This is a genomic window from Shewanella sp. MF05960, from assembly GCF_050849305.1.
Taxonomy (GTDB): Bacteria; Pseudomonadota; Gammaproteobacteria; order Enterobacterales; family Shewanellaceae; genus Shewanella.
Window position 1 is genome coordinate 236,074 of sequence record NZ_JBOZPS010000003.1, and the last position, 25,714, is coordinate 261,787.

Annotated in this window: 21 protein-coding genes; 10 read left to right on the top strand and 11 right to left on the bottom strand. The window is 42.0% G+C overall.

What is annotated here, in order from left to right; translation table 11 throughout:
* Positions 1–4 precede the first annotated feature (4 nt).
* The 5 genes from tolA to ACROAE_RS04510 form a co-directional block, all read right to left on the bottom strand.
* The gene (gene tolA / locus ACROAE_RS04490; RefSeq protein WP_432399743.1) at positions 5–988 is read right to left on the bottom strand and encodes a cell envelope integrity protein TolA; all 984 of its coding nucleotides are present in this window, start codon (positions 986–988) and stop codon (positions 5–7) included.
* The gene (tolR, locus tag ACROAE_RS04495; RefSeq protein WP_188954947.1) at positions 989–1,417 is read right to left on the bottom strand and encodes a protein TolR; all 429 of its coding nucleotides are present in this window, start codon (positions 1,415–1,417) and stop codon (positions 989–991) included.
* Positions 1,417–2,106: a protein TolQ gene (tolQ, locus tag ACROAE_RS04500; RefSeq protein WP_432399745.1), complete on the bottom strand. Its 690-nt coding sequence runs from the start codon at positions 2,104–2,106 to the stop codon at positions 1,417–1,419. Before tolQ ends, tolR begins: the two co-directional genes overlap by 1 nt.
* Positions 2,096–2,497 carry a tol-pal system-associated acyl-CoA thioesterase gene (gene ybgC, locus ACROAE_RS04505; protein WP_432399842.1) on the bottom strand — a complete coding sequence of 134 codons (402 nt, stop codon included), beginning with the start codon at positions 2,495–2,497 and terminating at the stop codon, positions 2,096–2,098. The genes tolQ and ybgC overlap by 11 nt, the downstream gene beginning before the upstream one ends.
* Positions 2,498–3,667: 1,170 nt before the next feature.
* Entirely contained in the window at positions 3,668–4,537 is an 870-nt protein-coding gene (locus ACROAE_RS04510; RefSeq protein ID WP_432399747.1) for a flagellar protein MotY, read from the bottom strand.
* A gap of 186 nt (positions 4,538–4,723) precedes the next feature.
* Between ACROAE_RS04510 and rnt the strand changes: the two genes are divergently transcribed.
* Entirely contained in the window at positions 4,724–5,386 is a 663-nt protein-coding gene (gene rnt / locus ACROAE_RS04515) for a ribonuclease T (RefSeq protein WP_432399749.1), read from the top strand.
* Between the two features lie 154 nt (positions 5,387–5,540).
* Here the strand turns inward: rnt and ACROAE_RS04520 are convergent, their stop codons facing one another.
* Complete coding sequence (locus ACROAE_RS04520; protein ID WP_160056527.1) at positions 5,541–6,146, bottom strand: peroxiredoxin; 606 nt, start codon at positions 6,144–6,146, stop codon at positions 5,541–5,543.
* Between the two features lie 450 nt (positions 6,147–6,596).
* Between ACROAE_RS04520 and ACROAE_RS04525 the strand changes: the two genes are divergently transcribed.
* Positions 6,597–7,919, top strand: a complete 1,323-nt coding sequence (locus tag ACROAE_RS04525; protein WP_432399752.1) for a Na+/H+ antiporter family protein — start codon at positions 6,597–6,599, stop codon at positions 7,917–7,919.
* A 100-nt stretch (positions 7,920–8,019) separates the two neighbouring features.
* On the opposite strand, the gene upp is transcribed toward ACROAE_RS04525, so the two are convergent.
* Positions 8,020–8,646 carry a uracil phosphoribosyltransferase gene (gene upp, locus ACROAE_RS04530; protein ID WP_160056523.1) on the bottom strand — a complete coding sequence of 209 codons (627 nt, stop codon included), beginning with the start codon at positions 8,644–8,646 and terminating at the stop codon, positions 8,020–8,022.
* Between the two features lie 240 nt (positions 8,647–8,886).
* On the opposite strand from upp, the gene purM reads away from it, so the two are divergent.
* Both purM and purN read left to right on the top strand, forming a co-directional pair.
* On the top strand, positions 8,887–9,924 hold the full coding sequence (gene purM, locus ACROAE_RS04535) for a phosphoribosylformylglycinamidine cyclo-ligase (RefSeq protein WP_432399754.1): 1,038 nt from the start codon (positions 8,887–8,889) through the stop codon (positions 9,922–9,924).
* Complete coding sequence (gene purN, locus ACROAE_RS04540; protein ID WP_432399756.1) at positions 9,924–10,568, top strand: phosphoribosylglycinamide formyltransferase; 645 nt, start codon at positions 9,924–9,926, stop codon at positions 10,566–10,568. Before purM ends, purN begins: the two co-directional genes overlap by 1 nt.
* Before the next feature lie 104 nt (positions 10,569–10,672).
* On the opposite strand, the gene cysB is transcribed toward purN, so the two are convergent.
* A complete protein-coding gene (gene cysB / locus ACROAE_RS04545; RefSeq protein ID WP_432399758.1) occupies positions 10,673–11,650 on the bottom strand; it encodes an HTH-type transcriptional regulator CysB in 978 nt (325 codons plus the stop codon).
* A gap of 387 nt (positions 11,651–12,037) precedes the next feature.
* Between cysB and ACROAE_RS04550 the strand changes: the two genes are divergently transcribed.
* The 3 genes from ACROAE_RS04550 to ACROAE_RS04560 all read left to right on the top strand — a co-directional run bounded on the left by ACROAE_RS04550 (position 12,038) and on the right by ACROAE_RS04560 (position 14,664).
* A complete protein-coding gene (locus ACROAE_RS04550; RefSeq protein WP_432399759.1) occupies positions 12,038–12,817 on the top strand; it encodes a hypothetical protein in 780 nt (259 codons plus the stop codon).
* A 195-nt stretch (positions 12,818–13,012) separates the two neighbouring features.
* On the top strand, positions 13,013–13,420 hold the full coding sequence (locus tag ACROAE_RS04555) for a LexA family protein (protein WP_432399760.1): 408 nt from the start codon (positions 13,013–13,015) through the stop codon (positions 13,418–13,420).
* Positions 13,408–14,664, top strand: coding sequence for a Y-family DNA polymerase (locus ACROAE_RS04560; RefSeq protein ID WP_432399762.1), 1,257 nt, complete (start codon positions 13,408–13,410; stop codon positions 14,662–14,664). Before ACROAE_RS04555 ends, ACROAE_RS04560 begins: the two co-directional genes overlap by 13 nt.
* Positions 14,665–14,847: 183 nt before the next feature.
* Here the strand turns inward: ACROAE_RS04560 and topA are convergent, their stop codons facing one another.
* Positions 14,848–17,487, bottom strand: coding sequence for a type I DNA topoisomerase (gene topA / locus ACROAE_RS04565; protein WP_432399764.1), 2,640 nt, complete (start codon positions 17,485–17,487; stop codon positions 14,848–14,850).
* A 382-nt stretch (positions 17,488–17,869) separates the two neighbouring features.
* Between topA and astB the strand changes: the two genes are divergently transcribed.
* The gene (gene astB, locus ACROAE_RS04570; protein WP_432399766.1) at positions 17,870–19,204 is read left to right on the top strand and encodes an N-succinylarginine dihydrolase; all 1,335 of its coding nucleotides are present in this window, start codon (positions 17,870–17,872) and stop codon (positions 19,202–19,204) included.
* Positions 19,205–19,387: 183 nt separating this feature from the next.
* On the opposite strand, the gene ACROAE_RS04575 is transcribed toward astB, so the two are convergent.
* Positions 19,388–21,838, bottom strand: a complete 2,451-nt coding sequence (locus ACROAE_RS04575) for a hypothetical protein (RefSeq protein WP_432399768.1) — start codon at positions 21,836–21,838, stop codon at positions 19,388–19,390.
* A 225-nt stretch (positions 21,839–22,063) separates the two neighbouring features.
* Here ACROAE_RS04575 and ACROAE_RS04580 point away from each other — a divergent pair, with 225 nt between their 5' ends.
* Together ACROAE_RS04580 and ACROAE_RS04585 are read left to right on the top strand one after the other, a co-directional pair.
* Entirely contained in the window at positions 22,064–23,371 is a 1,308-nt protein-coding gene (locus ACROAE_RS04580; protein WP_432399770.1) for a dicarboxylate/amino acid:cation symporter, read from the top strand.
* Positions 23,372–23,500: 129 nt separating this feature from the next.
* On the top strand, positions 23,501–24,178 hold the full coding sequence (locus ACROAE_RS04585) for a LysE family translocator (protein ID WP_432399772.1): 678 nt from the start codon (positions 23,501–23,503) through the stop codon (positions 24,176–24,178).
* A 13-nt stretch (positions 24,179–24,191) separates the two neighbouring features.
* Here ACROAE_RS04585 and ACROAE_RS04590 read toward each other — a convergent pair whose 3' ends face one another.
* A complete protein-coding gene (locus tag ACROAE_RS04590; protein WP_432399843.1) occupies positions 24,192–25,709 on the bottom strand; it encodes a PhnE/PtxC family ABC transporter permease in 1,518 nt (505 codons plus the stop codon).
* Between the last annotated feature and the right edge of the window lie 5 nt (positions 25,710–25,714).

Consider the following 25,714-nt stretch of genomic DNA (forward strand, 5'->3'; position numbering starts at 1 on the left):
GATATTAATTAAATTCCGGTGAAACGGTTAAATTAATTTCTTTTAACTGTTGATAAACAGCAGGCTCAGGCGATACAGGTAAACGCCCCGCTTTGTTTATCGAAACTTTTGCTGCGCGGCAAACCACTTGATCGCCTTCAAGCGTTTGTGCTGTTGTCACAAACCCATCAGCGGCTAAGCGAATAAAGACTCGGCAACTTTTACCACGCATTGATTCATCAACCACTAAGTTACGTTGAATGGTGGCAATGATCATCGCTTTGTATTTATCAACTTCTGACAACACTTGCTTATTACGTGTTTTCGACAACGAGTCTTGTTCAGCAGCCATTGCTTCAGCCATTTCACGCTCTTGACGTGCTTTAGCGTCGGCATCAGCTTTACGCTTACGTTCAGCATCTTCACGTTGTTTACGTTCGGCTTCTTCTTTGCGCTTACGTTCATCTTCTGCACGTTGGCGCTCTTCTTGCGCTTTCTTGGCAGTCGCTTCTTCTTGCTTACGCTTTTCAGCAGCTTGCTTAGCGGCTTCTTCAGATACCTTTTGTTCTTTTTCTTTCTGCTTTCTGATCTCTTCCGCTTTTAAGGCGCGCTCTTTCTCTTGTTGCTGCTTAACCTGAGCGGCTTTAGCGGCATCATTTGCTTTTTGCGTTTCAGCCTCTTTCAACTTACGTTGGATCTCTAACGTTTTAATCTTTTCTTGTTCGCTTTCACGCTCACGCCTTGCTTCCTGCGCTTTACGTTCTAACTCTGCTTGACGCGCTTTCTCTTGCTGCAACGCATCTTGCTTTTGTTTCTTTAATTGCTCAACTCTGTCAGTAACTTTTTGCTGATCAATCACAACTGCTTGAACTGCAGGAGCACTGGCTGCTGTTTGCATCGGCTTAGGTTTGTCATCAAAACTAATGCCTAAGGCAAGAATGACAATCGCCCCAATATGGATACCAGCCGAAATAGAAACGGGTACGGTTAAATCTGAGTTTCCAGCCACCTATTTCTCCTTCGGCGAATCGGTCATAAGTCCTACAGCAGGCACTCCCGCACCTTGAAGACTTATCATGAGTTGGATAACGCTTTCATACGGAATTGAGCGGTCAGCTTTTACAACCACGGGTCTTAATGGCTCAAGTTGAATTAATGCCCCAACTTCAGTAGACACCTGCTCTAAATCCATAGCCACAGAATTTGAACTACTGCCCACATTTAAAAAGTATTCACCTGCAGCGTCAATTGACGCTACTATCGGTGGTTTACTGTCTGGTGGCAGAGATTCTGCATTACCTTGCGGCAATTCAACTTTAACACCTTGCGATACAATTGGCGCTGTCACCATAAAAATGATTAACAACACCAACATAACGTCGATATAAGGCACCACGTTGATTTCTGCAACCGGACGACGACGCTTACGCTGATACATTAAACAGCTTCCTTCTCGCTATATGCTTGACGTTGCAATATGTTTGAGAATTCTTCCATAAAGTTAGCATACGAGTTTTCTAGCTTTTCTACTTGAGTTGAAAATCTGTTGTAACCAATGACCGCTGGAATAGCTGCAAAAAGACCCATTGCAGTTGCAATCAATGCCTCAGCAATACCTGGTGCTACCATTGCTAACGTTGCGTTTTCAACCGCGCCGAGTGCGATAAATGAGTTCATGATCCCCCACACAGTACCAAACAGACCAATATATGGACTCGTTGAACCAATGGTGGCTAATAAGGGTAAATGATTTTCAAGTTTTTCCATCTCACGCGACAAGCTAACACGCATCGCACGTGACGTTCCGTCCATCACCGCTTCTGGAGATTTACTGTTCACTTTGCTTAGACGAGTATATTCTTTAAAACCGGCTACAAACATCGATTCTAAACCAGAAATCGCACTTCCACGTGCAATAAGCTCTTTGTAAAGACGGTTTAAATCAACACCCGACCAAAACGTGTCTTCAAAGCGTAGCGCTTTTACTCTTGCTGAGCTTAATAATTTGTTGCGTTGAATGATCACGGCCCAAGAGGCAATCGATAATGCCAACAAGGTCAACATGACCAATTTTACCAACACACTGGCTTCTAAAAACAAGCCAATAAATGAAATTTCAGCGTGCACAGTCGAACTCCTGAACAATATTTAGGGGAATAGCGCGGGGACGCATTCGTGATAAAGATATACACGCGACAACCACTGTCGCTTCACAATAGCAATCACCTTGATGATCTACTAAGCGCTGGTGAAACACCAATGACGCTTTCTTTAATTCTTCGACCTTGGACTCAACCAATAAGTCTTGCTCAAATTTTGCAGCTTTACGAAAATCTATTTCTGCATGTTTTACGACAAAAGCGATATCTTCCGCCAGCAATTCAGCTTGGCGAACACCCATCGATTTTAACCATTGTGTTCGTGCCCGTTCAAAAAAATTCAAATAGTTTGAATGATACACAACACCACCGGCATCAGTATCTTCATAGTAAATTGATATGGGCCAAACAAACATAATCAGAGCATCAATTCTTAGGAGGCAAAAGTTGGCCTACTATACCGAGTAGCAACACGCTTGTGAATAATGTCTGAGGCTAAAAACAGACTTTATTTTGCTCAAAATGCGCTAAAACACCCGAATTACCTCAGGAACTGTAATAGATGAAGCTTTATTAATGTTTTTACCCAAAACATTAACAATTTTTCAAACAAAAAAGAGTAATTAAACCGCGAGTTATACGACACTAAATTAGTCGTGATTTGAGAGTAAATTGGCGGTAAAAGGATAATCAATAACACACATTAATTATCCGTTCGCTATTCGGTTTACCTTAAGCAACACAAGAGACTTATCGGCCAAGACGCCTTAATAAAGCAAAGTCCGAATACTAAAGTTAAATGCTAAACATAATGCAATTATACTAGGCTGCAAAACAAAGCTTACAAAGGCTTAATTTAACCTTAAAATTACAGACTAATAACCTTGCACGAATTCATTAATGGGTTGTGCAAGTCATGAGAACACAGCAAACATGATCAAGACTGTGTTAAGTGGTATCAACGCTGATACTACACCCCTTTATCACTAAGACATGTCGCCAAAAAATCATCACTGTCTTCATTTGTTAAATATTATCGTTTAGTTTAATTTGCTAATCCGACTAGTTATGCAGCTAAAATGGATAATAACTTAATAAACCGCTATTACTGGATATAAAGCCTACTTTCACTACCAACAACCTCATTAAATCATTAGTTTTAATAATGCGAAACCGTAATTTTTCTTGTTTGTCGAATTAGAATATTCATTCTATTATAGCCTTGTTTTCAGGACACATCCGATTCAGATGCTGAAAACCAAGAACTCCAAACTGGTGTAACCCAATACCTCAGTTTACCCTAGTTCTTATGCTTGACTTCCTTCCTTAAATTTGTTGATTGCAAATTATTTAGCCCACTTGGATTAAGTGGGTTTTTTTTGCCTTTTTTTCAACAAAACCTACAAACAATCAATATTGATTAAGATTAGGGCATCTTATTAATATTGATTGGTATTACAGCCTTTATTAAATACATCTTGCAAAGCAAGGTTATCGGCATAATGTCCATAAATAACGCACAAAATTAAGCCCAAGCAGTTATCCACTTGGGCTGACATATATTTATAAACGACATGCTATATAGAAGTTTAAATCTCTTTGGTGATTTTAATCACCACGCGACGGTTGATTTGGCGCTCTTGTGCAAGATCGTTAGCCGCAACATGACGCTTTTCTCCGTGCCCTTGGGTATGAATACGGTCTTGTGGGATACCACTGGCAACCAAAATATCTTTTACTGAGTCAGCTCGTTTATCGGACACTTTTTGATTTATTGAGCGACCACCATAGCTGTCTGTGTAAGCATCAATAAGCACAAGTTCTACTTCAGGGTCAAAAGACAAATAGCGTTGTACTTTTTGTAACTGCATTTTCGAGAAGCGCGTTAACTCCACACCCCCCTCTTGATAATTTAATACTGTAAAAGCAATATCATCAAAACTGTAAGGCAGTAAATTGGCTAAACAAGAGCGAAACTCACGGTATTTGCCACCAAAGTTAGCAGACGATAATCCTACCGCTATTTTGGAACTTTGGTTGTACCAATCGGCATAATAGAACGTCGGTTCCATACCCTGGCTTAATTCAGTCAACATCGACCATGCGGCTTTTTTAGGGACCTCGCCATTAAACTGTTTTTGATAAGATAATTGGGTAATTTCTTTAGAGTTATGTCCAGGACGCCAACTCGGTGCACGGCTAATTAACGTGGCATTGGTTACAGAATCAGGCTTTAACCACATGTCTAATGTGAAGTGTAGATTTAACTCTTTGCCGGCATGGCTAGTAAAAATGGCCCGACCATAATCTGGAATGTCGTGTTCGAGTCGACATTCAATTGGATTATTTTCACCCACTCGCCATGCTGAGTTTTCTAAAGACGCAACATAATGTCTCAAATCGGCATGAGCCGTTGAGCAAAGACACAAACTTGTGAGTACCATCAGTTTTCGCCACATAAAAAACACTCTTTAAATAGGTTACATTCTAGTTATCGGCCTTATATAGGGTTTCTTTAGCAAACAATCATGTTTAATCGCTGATAAAAACCACAATCAAACATGACACTGCGCGTGAGTTTGCGCATAATACTCGGCTTATGTCATTTGCTCTGAAAATGATATCAATTGAGGATGAAGACTGTAATGACTGATATTTGCGACGCTAACAAGTTTAAACACCGCTTCCGTGGTTATTTCCCTGTGGTGATTGACGTTGAAACGGCAGGCTTTAATGCCAAAACAGATGCGTTGCTTGAGATTGCTGTCAGCATGTTAAAAATGAACAGTGATGGTGTCATTGAACTCGATAAAACCTTACATTTTCATATTGAGCCATTTGAAGGTGCCAATTTAGAACCCGAAGCATTAGCATTTAACGGCATCGATCCCACTAATCCGCTTCGTGGTGCTGTAGATGAAAAAGTCGCATTTTTAGAAATTTTTAAAGAAGTTAAAAAAGCCCAAAAAGCGGCTAACTGCCATCGCTGCATTATTGTCGCCCACAATGCAGCATTTGATTTAGGCTTTGTTAATCAGGCAATCGAACGCAATAGTTTAAAACGTTCACCGTTTCATCCGTTTGCAAGCTTTGATACTGCTACACTCGCAGGCTTAGCCATTGGACATACCGTACTCGCTAAAGCGTGTAAGATGGCTGGGATTGATTTTGACAACAAAGAGGCACACTCAGCGCTTTACGACACAGAACGTACAGCGGAATTGTTTTGCCATATCGTTAATCGTTGGAAAGCTCTCGGTGGTTGGCCACTTGTCAGTGCAGACGCTGATGATACTGAAGCAGAATAAATAACCTGAGAAAATAAGTAACATCAACCTACTCTTTAACCTCGGCCGGTATGATATCAGCCGATATGAGAATGGATTGAGTGTCACTCTACATAATTTATTGCAACAAAAAAGCTGCCGAGGCAGCTTTTTTTATTGGCTCAAACTCGCAGCATTACAGCTTTGAAGAGTTATCTTTTAAGTATGCAGCTACACCTTCAGTGCTAGCAGTCATACCTTTTTCGCCTTTTGACCAACCTGCTGGACAAACTTCACCGTGCTCTTCATGGAACTGAAGTGCGTCGATCATACGGATCATTTCATCAACGTTACGGCCTAATGGTAAATCGTTAACCACTTGGTGACGTACTTGGCCTTCTTTATCGACTAAGAAAGAACCACGGAAAGCAACACCCGCTTCTGGATGCTCAACATCGTATGCTTTACAGATTTCGTGCTTAACGTCAGCAACTAGAGTGTATTTAACTTGGCCAATACCACCCTTGTCTACTGGAGTGTTACGCCATGCGTTATGAGTAAACTGTGAATCAATAGAAACACCAATCACTTCAACGCCACGCTTAGTGAACTCTTCCATGCGGTGATCAAAAGCAATAAGCTCTGATGGGCATACAAAAGTAAAATCAAGTGGGTAGAAGAAAATAACCGCTGGCTTACCTTTAATCGCGGTAGCGAGGTTAAATGTGTCAACAATTTCACCAGAACCAAGAACGGCTGCGGCTGTAAAATCTGGGGCTGGACGGCCTACTAATACGCTCATTATCTATCTCCATTTAATGGCTTTTTACATGCTACAAGGGCACAAATATTCTTTCGTGGTTATCCACTACTTAAACATTGTTACCATTGCGACTTATTCAGTCATATACCATACAGTTAATTTAGCCGACTTATAAGTTATTTCAGTTGAAAAAAGTTTACCTGCTGAAAAATAAAACATGCAGACTCACTAATGTAATACTGCCGTGTGACAAAAATACGACAAAGCCTAATAGCCTCACTTCTTTGATCCATAAACTCAGCCATACTAACCGTCATATATGGCACCACTTTGTAATAGAGAACAATTAATACACAGGTTGATTTGTATTAAATCTGCCCAATCATTGATGTAAACCTTGCATCATCACCTAAAATTTTCATCTACGCTGGACAAACACTACTGCGCAGTCAAAAATAGCCGTCTCACTTACTTTAAAGAATTACGATTATGAATGCGGTTGTTATCGCTGTCTGTTTAATGCTGTTTTTAAGCTTTATTCGAATTAACGTTGTGGTTGCATTAACCATTAGTGCTGTTGTTGCGGGTTTAGTCGGTGGATTAGATATCCATCAAACCATAGCTGCCTTTAATGATGGTTTAGGGGGCGGAGCCCAAATAGCCTTGAGTTACGCATTACTGGGTGCATTTGCTGCAGCGTTGTCTCACTCAGGCTTAACGACATTAATTTCTCATGCCATTATTAACAAATTAGGCAAAGAACCGAATAGCAGTAACACTCAACTGGTACGTTGGTTATTGTTAGTCACCATTCTTGCTATGGCGGTTTCGTCGCAGAACATTTTACCGATCCATATCGCCTTTATCCCCATTCTTATTCCGCCGCTATTGCACGTTATTTCTAAGCTCAATATCGACCGTCGCCTTATTGCGTGTATTTTGACGTTTGGTTTAGTCACCACTTATATGATTTTACCGATCGGTTTTGGTGGGATTTTCTTAAACGATATCTTATTGGCTAATTTAAACACCAATGGCTTAAATGCCGTCACAGCCCAAATACCACAAGCAATGTTACTACCCGCCCTGGGCATGGTGTGTGGTTTACTCACCGCAGTATTCATTAGTTACCGCAAACCGAGACAATATATGATTGAGCAACCCGTTATTAGCGACACAATAACGCCGGTTATTAGCCGTAAAAGCATTATTATTTCGCTATCGGCCATTGTCGTTACACTCATTGTTCAACTGCAAACTGACTCGATGATTTTTGGCGCGTTAAGTGGTTTTATCATTTTTCGTTTTTCAGGGATCATTAAACAAGACATCAGCAAAGACTTGTTTAATCAAGGCGTGCATATGATGGCTAACATCGGCTTTATTATGATTGCAGCCGCAGGTTTTGCTGCTGTCGTAAAATCAACCGGTGAAGTCGGCACGTTGGTAACATCACTTGGTGATATTATTGGCGACAATAAAGCGCTCGCGGCACTATTAATGTTGATTGTGGGTTTGCTTATTACCATGGGCATTGGGTCATCGTTTTCAACGATTCCCATTATCGCCACTATTTATGTACCATTAGCGCTCAGCTTTGGTTTTTCTGTTGCGGCAACGATTGCGTTAGTCGGTACTGCTGCGGCACTAGGCGATGCAGGTTCACCAGCATCAGACTCGACCTTAGGCCCTACAGCGGGGCTTAATGCCGATGGCCAACACGATCATATTCGTGACAGTGTGATCCCAACATTTGTCCATTACAACATTCCATTGTTAGTCTTTGGCTGGATAGCAGCCATGGTGTTGTAAAACACCATAGTCTTGTCAATTAACGTAAAATACACATAAAAAATGGGAGCCTATTTGGCTCCCATTTTATTAACGATTTTTTTAACAGCTTAATAATCGGTTATTTAGTCCCGAAAATCTTATCACCCGCATCACCTAAACCAGGTAAAATATACCCTTGCTCGTTTAAGCAGTCATCAATGGCGGCTGTGTATAGTTCAATATCTGGATGCGCTTGCTCTAACGCTTTGATGCCTTCTGGCGCGGCAACAAGCACTAATGCTTTAATCGAGGTACAACCGCGTTTTTTCAACAAATCGATAGTTGCAATCATTGATCCGCCCGTCGCGAGCATTGGGTCGACCACTAACGCGATACGCTCTTCAACATTGCTGACGATTTTTTCAAAGTAAGGGACAGGCTGTAGCGTTTCTTCGTCACGATAAATACCCACAACAGAGATACGTGCACTTGGAAGATGCTCAAGCACGCCGTCCATCATACCTAAACCCGCACGTAAAATAGGCACAACCGTGACTTTTTTACCTTTAAGTTGCTCAATACTGACAGGACCATTCCAACCATCAATGGTGACGGTTTCAGTTTCAAAATCAGCTGTTGCTTCATAGGTTAATAAACTGCCAACTTCAGTGGCCAGTTCACGAAATCGTTTGGTACTGATATCCGCTTCACGCATCAAACCGACTTTATGACGAACCAGTGGATGCTTAACTTCAACGACTTTCATTTCTTTCTCCTAGATTTTTCGACTTTCAGGCAAATTTGACAAATGTTAGTCCATTTATCCCTTCTATAAAACATAAAGTTTCAAAAATGCAGTAAATCGTGAGCTAAACCAATAAAAAATAGGCAATTCATCGTTTTCTTTACAGGATAAAGTAAAAACATGGCTTTCGACTAATGAGACAAACTGGTAGAATACTGCCGCATAAAATTCCATAAAACGATGTACCCTAGAGGATCCTCCGTGAGCACTCCTACCCCCCTAAGTTACAAAGACGCCGGCGTTGATATCGATGCAGGTAATGCGTTAGTTAGCAACATTAAATCAGCGGTAAAACGCACTCGCCGTCCAGAAGTTATGGGCAATTTAGGTGGTTTTGGCGCACTATGCGAATTACCGACTAAATACAAACACCCTGTACTGGTTTCGGGCACTGATGGTGTTGGTACCAAATTACGCTTAGCCATTGATTACAAAAAGCACGACACTGTTGGTGTTGATTTAGTTGCGATGTGTGTTAATGACTTAATTGTATCTGGTGCTGAGCCACTTTTTTTCCTCGACTATTACGCTACCGGTAAATTGGACGTTGAAACGGCGACCTCTGTAGTGAATGGTATTGCAGAAGGCTGTTTCCAGTCTGGTTGCGCTTTAATTGGTGGTGAAACCGCTGAAATGCCAGGCATGTACGAAGGCGAAGATTACGATCTTGCTGGCTTCTGTGTTGGCGTCGTTGAAAAAGCTGACATCATTGATGGCACAAAAGTCAAAGCTGGCGATGCGCTGATTGCTTTAGGGTCTAGTGGTCCTCACTCGAACGGTTACTCGTTAATTCGTAAAGTATTAGAAGTTAGCCAGGCCGATACCCAGCAAGATCTTGCTGGCAAGCCGCTAATAGAACACTTACTTGAGCCGACTAGAATTTATGTTAAGCCACTATTGAAACTGATTGAACAATCAGACATTCATGCAATGGCGCACATCACTGGCGGTGGATTCTGGGAAAACATCCCACGAGTCCTTCCTGAAGATTGCAAAGCCGTTGTAAAAGGTGATTCTTGGCAGTGGCCAGTGGTATTTGACTGGTTAATGCAAAACGGTAACATCGCTCAACACGAAATGTACCTCACATTTAACTGTGGTGTAGGCATGATTATCGCCCTACCAGCAGACAAAGTAGACGCAGCATTAACACTGCTTAAAGCTGAAGGTGAAAACGCTTGGTTAATTGGTGAAATTGCCACTCGTCAAGGTGACGAAGAGCAAGTGGAGATCATCTAATGAGCCAAAGCTGTCGTGTTGTGGTGCTGATCTCTGGCAGTGGTAGTAATCTTCAAGCCATTATTGATGGTTGTGACGATAACTTAAATGCAAATGTGGTGGGAGTCATTAGCAACAAACCGGATGCTTATGGATTAATCCGCGCTCACCATAGCGAAATTGATACCAGTTGCGTGATTGCTTATAAAAATGAAACGCGTAGCGAATACGATGCGCGTTTGTTAGCTGCCGTTGAAAAATATCAGCCTGATTTAATTGTACTGGCTGGTTTTATGCGCATTTTAACCGATGACTTTGTTAGCCGTTTCCTGGGGAAAATGATCAATATACATCCGTCATTATTACCTAAGTACACCGGTTTACATACTCATCAACGTGCCATTGAAGCCGGTGATGACGAACACGGTGCTAGCGTACATTTTGTTATTCCAGAACTAGACTCGGGCCCGGTAATATTACAAGCTAAAGTGCCTGTATACACTGGCGAAGATGCCACTGTATTAGCAGAGCGAGTACACGAGCAAGAGCATGCTATATACCCATTAGTGGTAAAATGGTTCAGCTTAGGCCGATTAACAATGACAGACGGTAAAGCGTATTTAGATGGCGAATTAATTGGTCCATCTGGCTACGCGCCAGACTAATTAGCTTAGCTTACACATCAGTGCTAACCACTGATCTGATCTGTACAGACAAAAAACCTCGCTTGTTAGCGAGGTTTTTTATTGTTTGTTTGACACTCTTTGCACTACTTAACTGGCAGTGAAATATCGGCAAACATTTCATCAATCAATTGTTGATCACGTAAAGCAACCGCTTTTTCAACAACGTCACGGGTTAAATGCGGTGCAAAATGACGCATAAAATCATACATGTAACTGCGTAAAAAGCTTCCACGCCTAAAGCCTATTTTAGTTGTGCTATGGGCAAATAAATGACTCGCATCAATCGCGACTAAATCGTTATCGACGGCAGGATCGATTGCCATAGAAGCAATCACACCCACTCCTAACCCCAAACGTACATAGGTTTTTAATACGTCGGCACTGGTTGCGCTGAACACCACCCGAGGATCTAAATCTGCACGTTTAAATGACTTCTCAATTTCAGAAGCTTTATCAAAACCAAATACATAAGTCACTAATGGGTGCTGGGCTAAATCTTCGATACTGATCTTGCCCGATTGAGTTGCCAAAGGATGATCGCGGGTCACCACAATAGAGCGATTCCAGTGATAACAAGGCAACATAATCAAATCGGTATATAAATGCATGGCTTCTGTGGCGATAGCAAAGTCGGCATCGCCTCTTGCTGCTTGCTCGCTGATTTGCGAAGGCGTGCCTTGATGCATATGCAAGTTAACTTTTGGATAACGCTTAATAAACTCACGAATAATTTGTGGCAGCGCATAACGTGCTTGAGTATCCGTAGTGGCAATATTTAACTCACCTTGATTAGGTTTGGTGTACTCTTCAGATACTTTTTTAATGCTGTCGACTTTGCTTAATATATCATTAGCAATATCAATAACTTGCTGACCTGCTGGCGTAACATGAGTTAAATGCTTACCACTGCGACCAAATATTTGAATCCCCAGCTCATCTTCAAGCATGCGCACCTGCTTACTGATACCAGGTTGTGAGGTATAGAGGTTTTCTGCTGTCGATGACACATTAAGATTGTGTTTAACGACTTCTGCAATATATCTGAGTTGCTGCAGTTTCATGGTGTGATCCTTGATTTAACCGTCACCTATCCACACATGACGCGAATAAGAATAAAGTCTATTTTGTTTTTTGCATAATTAGAACCATCGTTCAACTATGACAAAACGTTATACTAAATGTGAAATGTAATATATATAGTAATAACGAGCAAGAAAAAAAACCGATAATGCGCTCTTATGTACAGTCTGTTAATGATTTGTTTGCTTAGTTTATTAATTTCTCCACAAAACGACTTATTATTCAACGACAGCCGTAATGACATACGCTAAGATATAAGCTACTTTTGATGAAATTTTTTGATTAATTTATCTGTTCGTCAAAATCACTTTTTAGCCATTATTATTGGCTTTGTCACCATGTGATATGAAAGATAAAATGGAACCTTTATGTCCTTAATTTTGGTATTAATTCTTATCGGCGCACTGCTATTACTGATTATCGGTTTTAGTATCGTCCAACAACAAAAAGAGCGCGCAGAAGCTGAACGCCGTATTGAAGTATCGCGTCAACGCGCCATTATTGACGAAACCGATGCGGTATTATCTAACACGGGTATGGCTCCTTGCTCTAGCCACATCATGCTCGTGTTATACCGCCGTATTCAAGATGCATTAGAGCAATCAGTACCTCATTCTTCTGGTCAATTAAAATCGGACTATGAACGTCGCCTTGGCGATATTAAAGCGCAAATAACCACAGTATCAAACTCTCCTAGCCAAGTGCCAGCTATTGAAAACTTTCGCTTACCAGACAATGACAGACAGGTCTTAGAGTTGGTTAAAACCCTTAAAAAACTCAAAGCCATTTTGCGAGCTGAGCATAACAAAGGCAAAGTTGACCCCACTGTATTTGCTGAAGAAGAAATGCGTATTGATAATTTACAGCTACGCATCAATGTTGAATCAATGATTAGCCGTGCCCGTGCGGCCTGCTTTATGAAACAATATGGCTCAAGCAAACAAATGGTGACAAAAGCATTAAATACGTTGCACACGATTAAAGCCCAAACGCCAAATGATCCATTTATTGCGCGCAAGGTCGATGAAGCCAAACTATTGCTCGATGAAATCATGGGGGCACAACGCAGCAGCGAACCGAGTACACCTAAGCCGAAAAAAGAAGGTGATGATATCGATATGCTGTTTCAACCTAAAAAGAAATGGTAGTACTGCTCATTTCCATCTGTTGATCATCTCATTAGCCTCGTAAAGAGGCTTTTTTGTATCCCATCTTTAACGCTCATTAGCCAACTCAAGCATCGCGCGCCGCAATCTTTCATAATGAATATTTGATCATTTCTGTTTCGCTGCTATTATACTGTTTATTTATACAGTGTTACTGCGAGTTGACTTGGTACTGATATGAAAGTGATCCCAATCTACATAGCTGGCGGCATTAGCGGCTTTGAGTCGCCTGCAGCGGAATACAAACAGCGGCCATTAAGCTTAGATGAACTACTCATTACTCATCCAAGTGCCACGTTTATCGGTAAAGTTCAGGGAGACTCAATGACCGGTATTGGTATTTTTGATGGTGACTTAGTCATTGTCGATCGCAGTTGTACGGTCAAGAATGGCCAAGTGATTGTCGCTAACTTTAATGGTGAGTTCGTGTGCAAAATGATCGACCTCAAACGAAGATTACTACTGTCTTCCAACGATGCTTATGCCGATGTGGTGATTAATCAATATGATGACTTTAGCATTGAAGGTACGGTGATCTATTCAATACGGTGCCATGATGAGGCAATCAATTTATGTTCGCGTTAGTTGATGCCACTTCATATTACTGCAGTGCAGAACAAGTCTTTAGACCTGAATGGCGTCATCGACCGGTCATTGTATTGTCTAACAACGATGGTTGCGTGGTAGCTGCAAATCGCCTCGCAATTGAGTTAGGTATTCCCAAGTTTCAGCCTTATTTTAAAATCGCCAATCTTTGTCGCCAACATCAAGTGGTGGTGCTATCCAGCAACTATGAATTATATGCAGACTTGTCGGCAAAAATGATGCAAGTGATTGGCCGATTCGCCCCTGAGCAGCATATTTACTCGATTGATGAATCCTTTCTTTCTTTTAAACATTGCCAACAAGCCATTCCGTGCTTAGCCACTCACGCAAGACGAATTCGACAAACGGTTTGGCAATATACGCGGTTACCTGTTTGTGTGGGTATCGGCTCAACACTGACACTTGCAAAAGTCGCCAATAAAGCTGCTAAATTAACGCCTGCATCTAAAGGGGTGTGCGTGATAGATAACGAGGCAATTCGCCAAGCAACATTGGCCTCATTGTCAGTTAGCGATGTGTGGGGGATTGGCCGTAAAACTGCAGCCAAGTTAACGGTAATGAATATTCATACAGCCTGGGAACTGGCTAACACGTCGCCCACCATGATGCGCAAGCAATTTAGCATTGAAATAGAGCGCACTATTCGTGAACTCAATGGTGTTGCGTGTAAGCAATGGGATGAAGCAAGGGCCGATAAACAACAAATATTCTCAACCCGCAGCGTCGGCAAACGGATTACCGATATTGACAGCTTGCACCAGGCGTTATGCATGCATATCGCTATTGCGGCCGCTAAAGCCAGAAAGCAGCAATCATTGTGTAAGGTGATGATGCTGTTTGCCCATAACTCACCTCACGATAGTTACCCGCAAAGCTTTAAAGTCAATGTTAACTTTACCTGTGCTACTCATTGCAGCGCCGAAATGACTCATGCCGCATCCTCGGTAATACATCGGCTTTACCGCCCTGGTGTGCATTATTATAAAGTCGGCGTAGGACTACTCGACTTGGTGAATAGTCAACACCAGCAACTCGACCTATTTAATGCCAGCAAAGCCAAACCACAATTAATGCAGGTACTGGATAATATTAATCACCGCTATGGAAGCGATACCCTATTTTTAGGTGCACAAGGAGCACAACAGAAATGGGCGATGCACAGAGAATTTTTAACACCGCAGTACACAACAGATTGGCGCCACATTCCAATTATTCATTGTTAATTATGCTCATTGTTATCGAATCGACCTCTATTTAGACGCTCTAACGATGCCAAATACCATTCCAATAAATAATAACGGTAACCGTTGTCATCAAGCGCATATAAAACCGTCATGGTGATACATTAAATAACGCCCATAAAAAAGCGCTACCCGAGGGTAACGCTTTTATCGTTGAAGTACAGATTACTTCTTAGCTTTTTTCTTCGCCGATTCGCTAACCCACTTACCGTTAACAAATTTCGCAGACCAACCTGTCGCTTTACCGTCTACTTCCGTGGCAACGTATTGCTCTTTGGTTTTGCGGCTAAATTTAACAGCGGCTTTGTTGCCGTCGTCATCTTCAACAGGTGCATCGGCAAGGTAGGCGTACTTAGGCCATAATAACTCACGATAAGTAACCAGTTCTTCCACTAAAGGCGCTCGAGTTTCGCGAGATTTAGGGAAAGTACTCGCCGCTAAAAATATACCTGCTGCACCATCTCGTAATACAAAATGGGCATCTGACTTAGTACATTTTAATTCTGGTAAGAAAATAGGATCTTCTTTTGGTGGCGCAGCTTCACCGCTACGTAACAACTTACGCGTGTTTTTACACTCACTGTTGGTACAACCAAAATATTTACCAAAACGGCCGTTTTTAAGTTCCATGTCATTGCCGCAACGATCGCATTCAATCAATGGGCCTTCATAGCCTTTAATTTTAAACTGGCCCGCTTCAACTTCGTAACCGTCACATGATGGATTATTACCACAGACATGTAACTTACGAGATTCATCAATGAGGTAACTATCCATTGCTGTGCCACACTTGCCACAACGATGTTTAGCGCGTAATGCTTCTGTTTCACCATCTTCATTATCGCTAACCGCTTCTTCACCAGGAGTTAAGTTAAGCGTAGTTTTACAACGCTCTTTTGGTGGTAGCGCATAACCTGAACAACCTAAGAATACCCCAGTTGAACCGGTACGGATCCCCATTGGACGGCCACAGGTAGGACATTTAATGTCTTCTGTTAGTACCATCTCATTTGGGCGCATACCGCCTTCATCAGGATCTAACTCGGCCAACAATAATTGCTTGGTAAAGTCGCCATAAAAACCGTCTAATACTTTTTTCCAATCCAGCTTGCCTTGAGCGACATCATCTAATGTTTGCTCCATGCTGGCAGTAAAATCGTAACTCATTAAGTCTTTAAAGCTATCAACCAAACGTTCGCTGACAATCTCGCCCATTTTTTCAGCAAAGAAACGACGGTTATCCACTCTCACATAACCACGATCCTGAATGGTTGAAATAATCGTCGCATACGTTGAAGGACGACCAATACCGCGTTTCTCAAGCTCTTTAACCAAAGACGCTTCGCTGTAACGCGGTGCAGGCTTGGTAAAGTGTTGTTTTGGCAACAACGTTTCAAGAGTTAATTTGTCACCTTTTGCAACGACTGGTAGAGTCTTATCTTCTTCGTTTTTCTTACTCACTTGTGGCTGAACACGAGTCCAACCATCAAAACGTAAGGTACGGCCACTGGCTTTTAATTCGTAATCGCCCGCAGTAACCGTTAACCGTGTTGCATCATATTGAGCCGGTGTCATTTGGCAAGATACAAATTGACGCCAAATGAGCTCATACAAGCGCTGAGCATCACGTTCCATATCGGTTAACGAAGCGGACTGTACCGTCACGTTTGACGGTCTAATCGCTTCGTGAGCCTCTTGTGCACCCTCTTTGCTGCCATAACGAATAGGATCGGCAGGCAAATACTTAGCGCCAAACTCAGAACCAATCATTTCACGGACGTTTTCAACCGCTTCTTGGCTTAAGTTTGTTGAGTCGGTACGCATATAAGTAATATGACCGGCCTCATACAAACGTTGTGCCATCATCATGGTTTTCTTAACACCAAAACTGAGACGAGTACTCGCCGCTTGTTGCAGTGTAGAGGTAATAAATGGTGCAGAAGGTTTGCTTGACGTTGCTTTGTCTTCACGAGCTGAAACGACAAACGTTTCATTACGTAATGCATCGACTGCAACTTGAGCTTGTGCTTCATTAATCGGTTCAAATGCTGCAGATTGATATTTCATCACCTGCATTTTTAAACTTTGCGCTTTAGTGGTGTTTAAATCGGCATGAATATCCCAAAATTCTTCAGGAACAAACGCCTTAATTTCACTTTCACGCTCAACCACTAACCGCACCGCTACCGACTGAACACGGCCAGCAGATAATCCACGGGCAACCTTTTTCCATAATAAAGGTGACACCATAAAACCAACAACGCGATCTAAAAAGCGGCGCGCTTGTTGAGCGTTAACCATATTGGTATCAAGTACCGATGGTTTGCTAAAAGCATCTTGAATAGCGGTTTTGGTAATTTCGTTAAATACCACTCGTTGATACCGCGAAGCGTCGCCACCAATAATTTCCTGCAAATGCCAGGCAATGGCTTCCCCTTCACGGTCCAAATCCGTTGCGAGATAGATGTGGTCAGCATTTTCAGCTAACGCTTTCAATTCTTTAACGACTTTTTCTTTGCCAGGTAAAATTTGATACTTGGCTGCCCAGTCTTTATCTGGATTGACGCCCATACGCGCCACAAGTGCTTGTTTATCCCTGATTAGCTTGTATTTAGCTTTTTCATCAGGCAACATTTTTCTGACTTCAGCTGCGGTTTTAGTTGCAGTTGTACCGTCAGAAGTAGACGAAGTCGGTAAGTCACGGATATGACCCACACTCGACTTCACGATGAAATCTTTACCAAGATATTTATTAATTGTCTTGGCTTTGGCCGGCGATTCGACAATAACTAGCGATTTACCCATAGTTTTATTTGCGCCAAAAAGTCTCAAAATATAGAAAATTGATTCCATATATAGAGGGTTGAGACAATAGTTTCAAGTTAATCCCTCTTTTATATAGGTTATTAAGTCATTTTTTAAACAATAATAAAAAATAGAAAAAATAATATGCGTTTTTTAAACGTAATTGTTCACTTAATGATACTTGCGAGCATCTTCAGTGCATTTTTAGTCATTTATGCGTGTTTGTGCAAAATTAACACGCCTTGTTAAGCCTTATAGCTTCAGTATACTGACGTTAATTTAGCGTTAACTGACATGAGCAATCACGTTTCCTTTTTTATAAGTAACACAAAAAAGTGTAACTACAATAATAATTATTCACAAAAATTTTCAAGGATCACGAATGAAGCATTTTGAAGCAAACTTTGATGGCTTGGTTGGACCAACCCATAACTATGCTGGATTATCGTTTGGTAATGTCGCCTCATTAAGTAATGCGGCACTCACTTCAAACCCAAAGGCAGCAGCCAAACAAGGTTTGCAAAAAGCCAAAGCATTAGCCGATTTAGGTATGGTACAAGGCGTATTAGCCCCACAGGAGCGCCCAGATCTATACACACTACGTCGAATTGGTTTTTCTGGGTCTGATGCTGAAGTTTTACAAAAAGCCGCTCAACAGGCTCCTGCATTGCTTAATGCTTGTTGCAGTGCGTCGAGTATGTGGACAGCTAACGCCGCAACGGTTTCACCCAGTGCCGACACCCGTGACGGAAAAGTGCATTTCACTCCGGCCAATTTAGTCGATAAATTACACCGCAGTATCGAGCCCATTACCACAGGCAAGATTTTGCAAGCCACCTTTAATAACGATCGCCACTTTAAACATCATCAACATCTCCCAGAGCACACAAGCTTTGGTGATGAAGGCGCAGCAAATCATACGCGTTTATGTAGCGAATATGGACACGCTGGGGTTGAATTATTTGTTTATGGTCAAGAGGCCACTAATCCAAGTGCTGTAAAACCGACAAAATACCCAGCACGCCAAACATTAGAAGCATCACAAGCGGTTGCGCGTTTGCATCAGCTTGAAGATGAAAGTTGTGTATTTATGCAGCAAAACCCTGATGTTATCGACCAAGGTGTATTCCACAATGACGTGATTTCTGTCGGTAACCAAAACGTGTTGTTTTATCATGAGCAAGCGTTTTTAAATACCGACGCTAAATTTGATGAAATTCGTCGTAAAATGAACGCTGACATGCATTTTGTTAAAGTGGCAACCAGTCAGGTATCAATCGATGATGCGGTTCGTAGCTATTTGTTTAATACACAAATTATTACTTTACCCTCTGGCGAAATGGCGATTATTGCGCCCACAAATTGTCAAGAAAACCCTGCGGTATTTGCTTACTTAAATGAACTTGTCACGCTAGGCACACCCATTAAACAAGTGCGCTATTACGATGTAAAACAAAGTATGCAAAACGGTGGTGGCCCAGCTTGTTTACGTTTACGCGTGGCAATGAACGAACAAGAAGTTGCCGCGGTAAACCAAAACACCATAATGAATGACACCTTGTTTACTCGCTTAAATACCTGGGTAGATAAACACTACCGCGACCAGCTTACCGTAAGCGATCTAGCCGATCCGCAATTGATTATTGAGTCACGCACCGCATTAGATGAGTTAACCCAAATCTTAAAGCTTGGCAGCGTATATCAGTTCCAACGATAACGTTTTCTGCAAAACGACATTATCAAAACATTAAAAAGCCAGTCACTTTAGTCACTGGCTTTTTTATTGCCCAACGGTTTAAGAAAGAGATCGACTAAGCCAGGACATCTTTATACTGATTGGTAATCAACAAAAAGGGCGCTCAATGCGCCCTTCTAAAAAACAACAAACATTGGTTAACAATTAAAGAATCGTAACCCCAATCGATACTACCGGTGTGACTAAGCCATTAGGTGATTCGACTTCCACAAGGAATACCCCCGAGTTAGGTTCATCTTCACCTTTAATCGTCGCCGTAAATTGACGGCCACCATTGTAACTAGAACTAGGCCATGTGTATTCACTTGAACTCACGACAGAACCTGCAGATGTTGTAAATCGTACAATAGAACCTGCTGGCATTTGCTGATTATGTAAATCAGAAATAGTGAACGTTGCCGTTGCAGAGCCTTTGCCCACAATCGTCATGCTGCTTTCACCAGAGTGAGTACCCGTGCTGTCGACAACAACGATACTGCTCGGCGCTGTTGCAAATGCAGTACTGCCTGACATCACTAAGGTTAAGCTACGACGGACAAACAACGACTTAGAATCAGTTACGCCATCAGCACAAGCACTGTGCACAGGATCTGAACAAAGCACCCCATTGTACTTACTGTCTTTAGCATCAAAGACACCGTTAGCATTAAAATCAATTAACTCTTCTAAAGTGCCACCAGCTTGACCACCTGCTTGCTGCGGATTAAAAAAGCCATCTTCGTTGTAGTCATTATATGCATCATTTAAATCAAATGACTGCCCCGTTACATCTTTACCAGTAAGAAACTCTGATGCTTCTGATGCATCAAATCGGCCATTACCATTTAGATCTGGGAAAGATTCTTCACCAATGGCCGTCGCGGTAATCGTTGCTCGGCCGCCATACTTTTGACCATAAATATTGCCATAAAGATCTAATGTGGCGTCATACGCTAGAGTTGCATTAGGGTTACGAACCATTTGACCAGCACCATTGAGAAGCGTTTCACCTTCAGGTCTTGGCAGTTGGCTAGTCCACAACACAGAACAAGCACCATCTAGGGTTTGACAAGCATCTTGAATAGAACCACCTTCAGTGGTAAATGAGACTGTCGTTCCGTCTGGTACTGGGTTATTAAAGGCATCAGCCATACGCGCAGTAATCGTCACGGTAGTGCCATCAACATCCCAACCTTCAGCGTTTAACAACGTCGCAGCTAAAGAGAAACTGTCTTGATCTGGAATACCCGTAGATACAATTAATTGGCTTGATTGACTAGAAATAACAGGAGTAGCACCATTATCAACCGTTGCCGTCACGCGTAAAGACGTGGCGACAGTACCCGTGGTAACCACTGTTTGCACAATACCATCATTGTCAGTCGTTGCTTGTAATGGGTCAATTTTCACACCACCAGCACTGGTGTTGAGTGAAAATTTCACATTTTGATTAGCCACAACATTACTGTTTTTGTCTAATACTTTGAACTTAACGATTGAAGACTCTGTACCGCCAGTGCCTAAAATACTAATATTTTCAGGGACAGCAGAAACGAACACGATACTACCAACATCAGCCTGAAGTACATTAATAGTACCAACAGCAGATAAACTTATTCCACCAGCGTTAGCCGTTACGTTAATTTGGTCTTCACCAACACAACCTTCAGCACGATAAGTTGACGTTGCAACACCGTTACTTGAAGACACCGGCGAACTGATCACAGCTTGAGCAGGGCTTTTAGTCGCGCAAGTAGATGAGAAATTAACATCAACAGGTTGAGTAAAAGGATTGCCTAAATCATCTTGAATAGACACGCTAACAGTTGCCGTGCCACCCGCAGATAAATCAGTAGTGCTAATAGAAGCAACACCTTCAACGAATGGAGTACCACTGCCCATCACTACGTTTGTTGCACCAACAACCACGATGGTAGAACCGCTTTCGTTAGTCGACAATGTTGCGGTCGCTTCACCAGCACCTAAAGAGCTACCAGCATAAATATCTACCGTCGCTTTACCTTGGGCATTTGTTACCGCAGTCTTAACCGGTAAATCACCAATTGGGCTATCAAAAGTCACAATAGAAGATTTGGTAATCCCCGTAACCGTCGCGGTTAATTTGCCTGGCGATAATGTACTAATAGACTGAATAGTATTACCCGCAGCATCAGTTAACACCAAAGAGACTTGCGCGCCACCACCGGCTGCACCACCATCGCCTGTCATAGTGACAAACAATGAAGCACTTTCACCAGATGTGGTCGTTGCGGTAACCGTTGCACCTGTATTGATTTCTGCTGTATTAAGCTGAATTGTCGCCACACCACTAGAGTTAGTCACTACTTCGCCAGTACTTGGCGCAAAAGAGCCATAAGTCTCGTTATTAAGCGTAAAAGTAACCAGAGTGCTTACCGCTTTACCCGCTGAGTCTTTTACCGTTGCGGTAATGGTTGCGGGCTCTGCAACTGAAATTTGAGAATTATCGATAGCTAAGGTTATTGTTGTATCTGTACTATCTCCTGTCCCATCATCTGTAATACTTCCTCCACCGCCACAAGCGAAGAGAAAAAATGAACATAAAAGTGCAAAACCTACTTTATATGCTGACCTCATTGTCAGGCTCCCTGTTACATTAAGATTAAACTAAATAATTATTATAGTTACTTATAGATTAACAATACGCAAATATCTTGTAACTTTACCATAACTCTATTGTTTTCTGTGTCATTTATCCGTTAAAACTTTCACTTTTTGGCCATTTCCTAAAAGGGCGATTCCTGCTAGTCTTTAGCCCATTCAATACAGATCTAAAAATATTATAATGAAAAGGAATACTCTGTGAGTAAACAACGCAAGCTCGGACTCACGAGCAAAATTTTAATCGGCATGGGAATGGGCATTTTATTTGGCCTCGCATTAAGAAACTTCTTCCCTGGTAGTGCGTTTATTCAAGAATACATCACCGATGGATTCTTACATGTTATTGGCACTATCTTTATTTCCAGCTTAAAAATGCTCGTCGTACCGCTAGTATTTATTTCACTTGTTTGTGGTACTTGTTCCCTAAGCGACCCATCTAAACTGGGGCGTCTAGGTGGTAAAACCATTTCATTCTATTTATTCACGACTGCTATTGCGCTCACCATTGCCATTTTAGCCGCGGTGATTATCCATCCAGGTAATGCCAGCCTTGCAGGTAACGCATTAGAATACACAGCAAAAGATGCACCGAGTCTGTCTGAAGTCCTTATTAATATCGTACCCACCAACCCTATGCAAGCCATGAGTGAAGGCAATATGCTGCAGATCATTCTATTTGCAGTTATTTTTGGTTTTGCTATCTCACACATAGGTGAACGTGGTGCTCGTGTCGCGTCATTCTTTAATGACCTTAATGAAGTCATCATGCGTGTAGTCACGCTGATTATGCAGTTAGCGCCTTATGGTGTTTTTGCCTTAATGGCAACGCTGAGCTTAACGCTAGGCCTAGAGACCTTTGGCAGTGTGGTTAAATACTTCTTCTTAGTCGTCGCGGTATTATTTATCCAAGGCTTAGTGGTTTACCCTACATTATTAAAGCTGTTTTCAGGCTTAAGCCCACTGATGTTTTTACGTAAAATCCGTGACGTACAATTATTTGCATTTAGTACGGCCAGCTCAAACGCGACATTGCCTGTCACGATTGAAACCGCTGAACACAGAATGGGTGTAGACAATAAAATCGCCTCATTTACCCTACCATTAGGTGCCACACTTAACATGGATGGCACGGCCATTATGCAGGGTGTTGCGACGGTATTTATTGCGCAAGTATTTGGCATTGAATTAAGCATTATGGATTATGCAACGGTTGTTGTTACCGCAACGTTGGCATCTATCGGTACAGCGGGTGTGCCTGGCGTGGGCTTAATTATGCTTGCCATGGTGCTTAACCAAGTCGGTTTACCGGTTGAAGGTATTGCATTGATTATTGGTGTCGACAGAATGCTAGACATGATCCGCACAGCGGTTAACGTAACCGGTGATGCTGTCGCAACAGTGATTATTGCTAAATCTGAAGGTGAGTTTAACGAAGAAATCTTTAATAATTCACAAGCGGGTAAAGCAGCAAAAAGCTTTGAAGAGCAAGTGCTAAACAGTAAATAACTGGCTTAGTCAGCTCGAATATAAAAAAGCGCTAATATAGCGCTTTTTTTGTTATCTATTATTTATATAACTGTGTCATTATCATTGGTTTACCCCATAAAATATAATCAATATCAGAGCACAATGAATATGGACATCACTTTATTAGCCAGTTTAGCGGTTATTCATTTAGTCGCATTAATGAGCCCAGGACCAGACTTTGCCATAGTCGTTAAAATGGCCACGCAACAAACACGCTTAACCGCCGTTTATTGCGCCTTAGGGATCGCCGCCGCTATTTTGGTTCACACGTTATTGTCACTCTTGGGGATCAGCGTGATGATCCAACAATCACCTGTGGCTTATATTGTGGTTCAACTTATTGGGAGTGGTTATTTGGCTTGGATGGGATTGGGCGCGCTAACATCAGCTTTAAAAGCACTTAAATTAAAACGTCAACCCGCTACTGTAGTGACTTCACCGATTAACAATGTGGTACAAATGTCGTCATTTAAGGGGTTTAAAATTGGCTTGTATACCAACCTGCTCAATCCCAAAGCATTAATCTTTTTTATTACGCTGTTTACGGTACTCATAACCCCGCAAGTGAGTTTTGCCACTAAAACCGCCGCGGCAATATTATTATTTAGCCTGTCTTTTATTTGGTTTGGCTTATTAGCATTAGTGTTATCTAAACCGCGAATTCAACAAAAACTACTCGCGGCCAATACCATTATTGATTTATTAGTGGGGATCATTTTTATTGCAGTCGCTGTCACTATAGCGAGTAATATTGCCAGCAATATAATGAGTCAGTGGCTAGCTTGATAATCGCCATGGGTTAACACGCTTGTAATTTGTCCCGCGGCGCTTGAAGTAGCCTGCGGGCAATATAATCAACCAGCACATTTAATCCTGCTGTGAACATCAGTAACAATAACGCACCACTAAAACGAATTTCAGCAAAGTTACTGTCCACATAAAACCCTAATGTCATTACGCCTAACATGCCTAAAATAGCGGTTTCGCGAATAATGACCTCAAAGCGATAAAACAATAACCCCATAAAGTGCGGATAAATTGCAGGTAACACCACATAGCTATAGTGATCTAATCGTGGGCGATAAGTTAACGGCACAATAATATCATCCGACTGCCGAGCCATTAAAAAGACCATTAAGCCGCTATTGTGCAATGCTAGCGCAATGATTGCCGGTAGCATTGATGGGCCAAGTAACAACATAAACACAAACGCTAATAAGTATTCGGGCAATGAACGCAATATTAAATTCACCCCACGCATTAGCATGATGACCCATTTGGGCATCATCAATGTCGTATTAAGCGGTAACATTATTAAGGTTAAGACATGGGTTAAACCCAACGCGCAGCAAGCTAAAACTAACGTAGCGATAATCCCCGGCCACACTTGGTCGCGCACTAACTCATAAGCCCATTCACAGACAGCAACAAGCGTGTCTGCAGCAAACCAGGTTGTAAGCGTTTGCCCTTGGAGCATCGGCGGTAAAATATCTATCGAGATAAAGCGCCAAATCAATTGCGGTTGAAGCACGGGTAATTCAGGTAAAAAATACACTGCTAAAGGTAAGTAAACCCATAACATCGCAGGCTTCGCCCAAAAACGAATAGTCCCTATCAAGGCGATAAACAAGATTAACAGCGCCCCGCCCTGCTGGTAATGGCCTTGACGAAACGCAGACTCTAAATAAAACCCTAGCGTCGGCATACCAATAAACCCTAATACCGCACTGCTTCGAAGCGCACACTCAAAACGATAACGAATATATGCCACAATTTGCGGGTACATGTGCATCCAGCGGCCATAAATCAATGCAGATAGTCTGTCTGTACCTTTAGGCAGAGCAAACACTGTTTGCGGGGGTGCTTGCTGTAAAATATCAGCAAATACGCGAGCAAACGTGGCGGCATATGGCAGACCAATGGCAAAAATGCCGGTAAGCGGTGATAAACCAAAAACTTGTAAAAAAATCAGCGCCCAAAAAATTTCATGAATAGCCCGAATAAAGGCGCACATGGCCGCTATCAAAGGGTGTTGATAAGCGAGTGCTAATGGAAATCCAAGCAATAGCCCCAGGCAAATTCCTAATAACGCAAAGCTGATGGTTTGCCACACGGCCTCTAATAAATATTCGGTTGCGCCAAAATCAGGTGTGATAAACCCCGTAAACATCCGCCCAAGTTCAGCCCAAGGCTCTAATGCAATCACTTCTGTGTCGGCAAAAAACCAACACACAAGCACCAGTAAAAATAACCCTAAGGTGATTTTTTGCCAGTGGCCAATAAAAGGAAAAAAACGTGTCGAAGCGGTATTTACCATCTTGT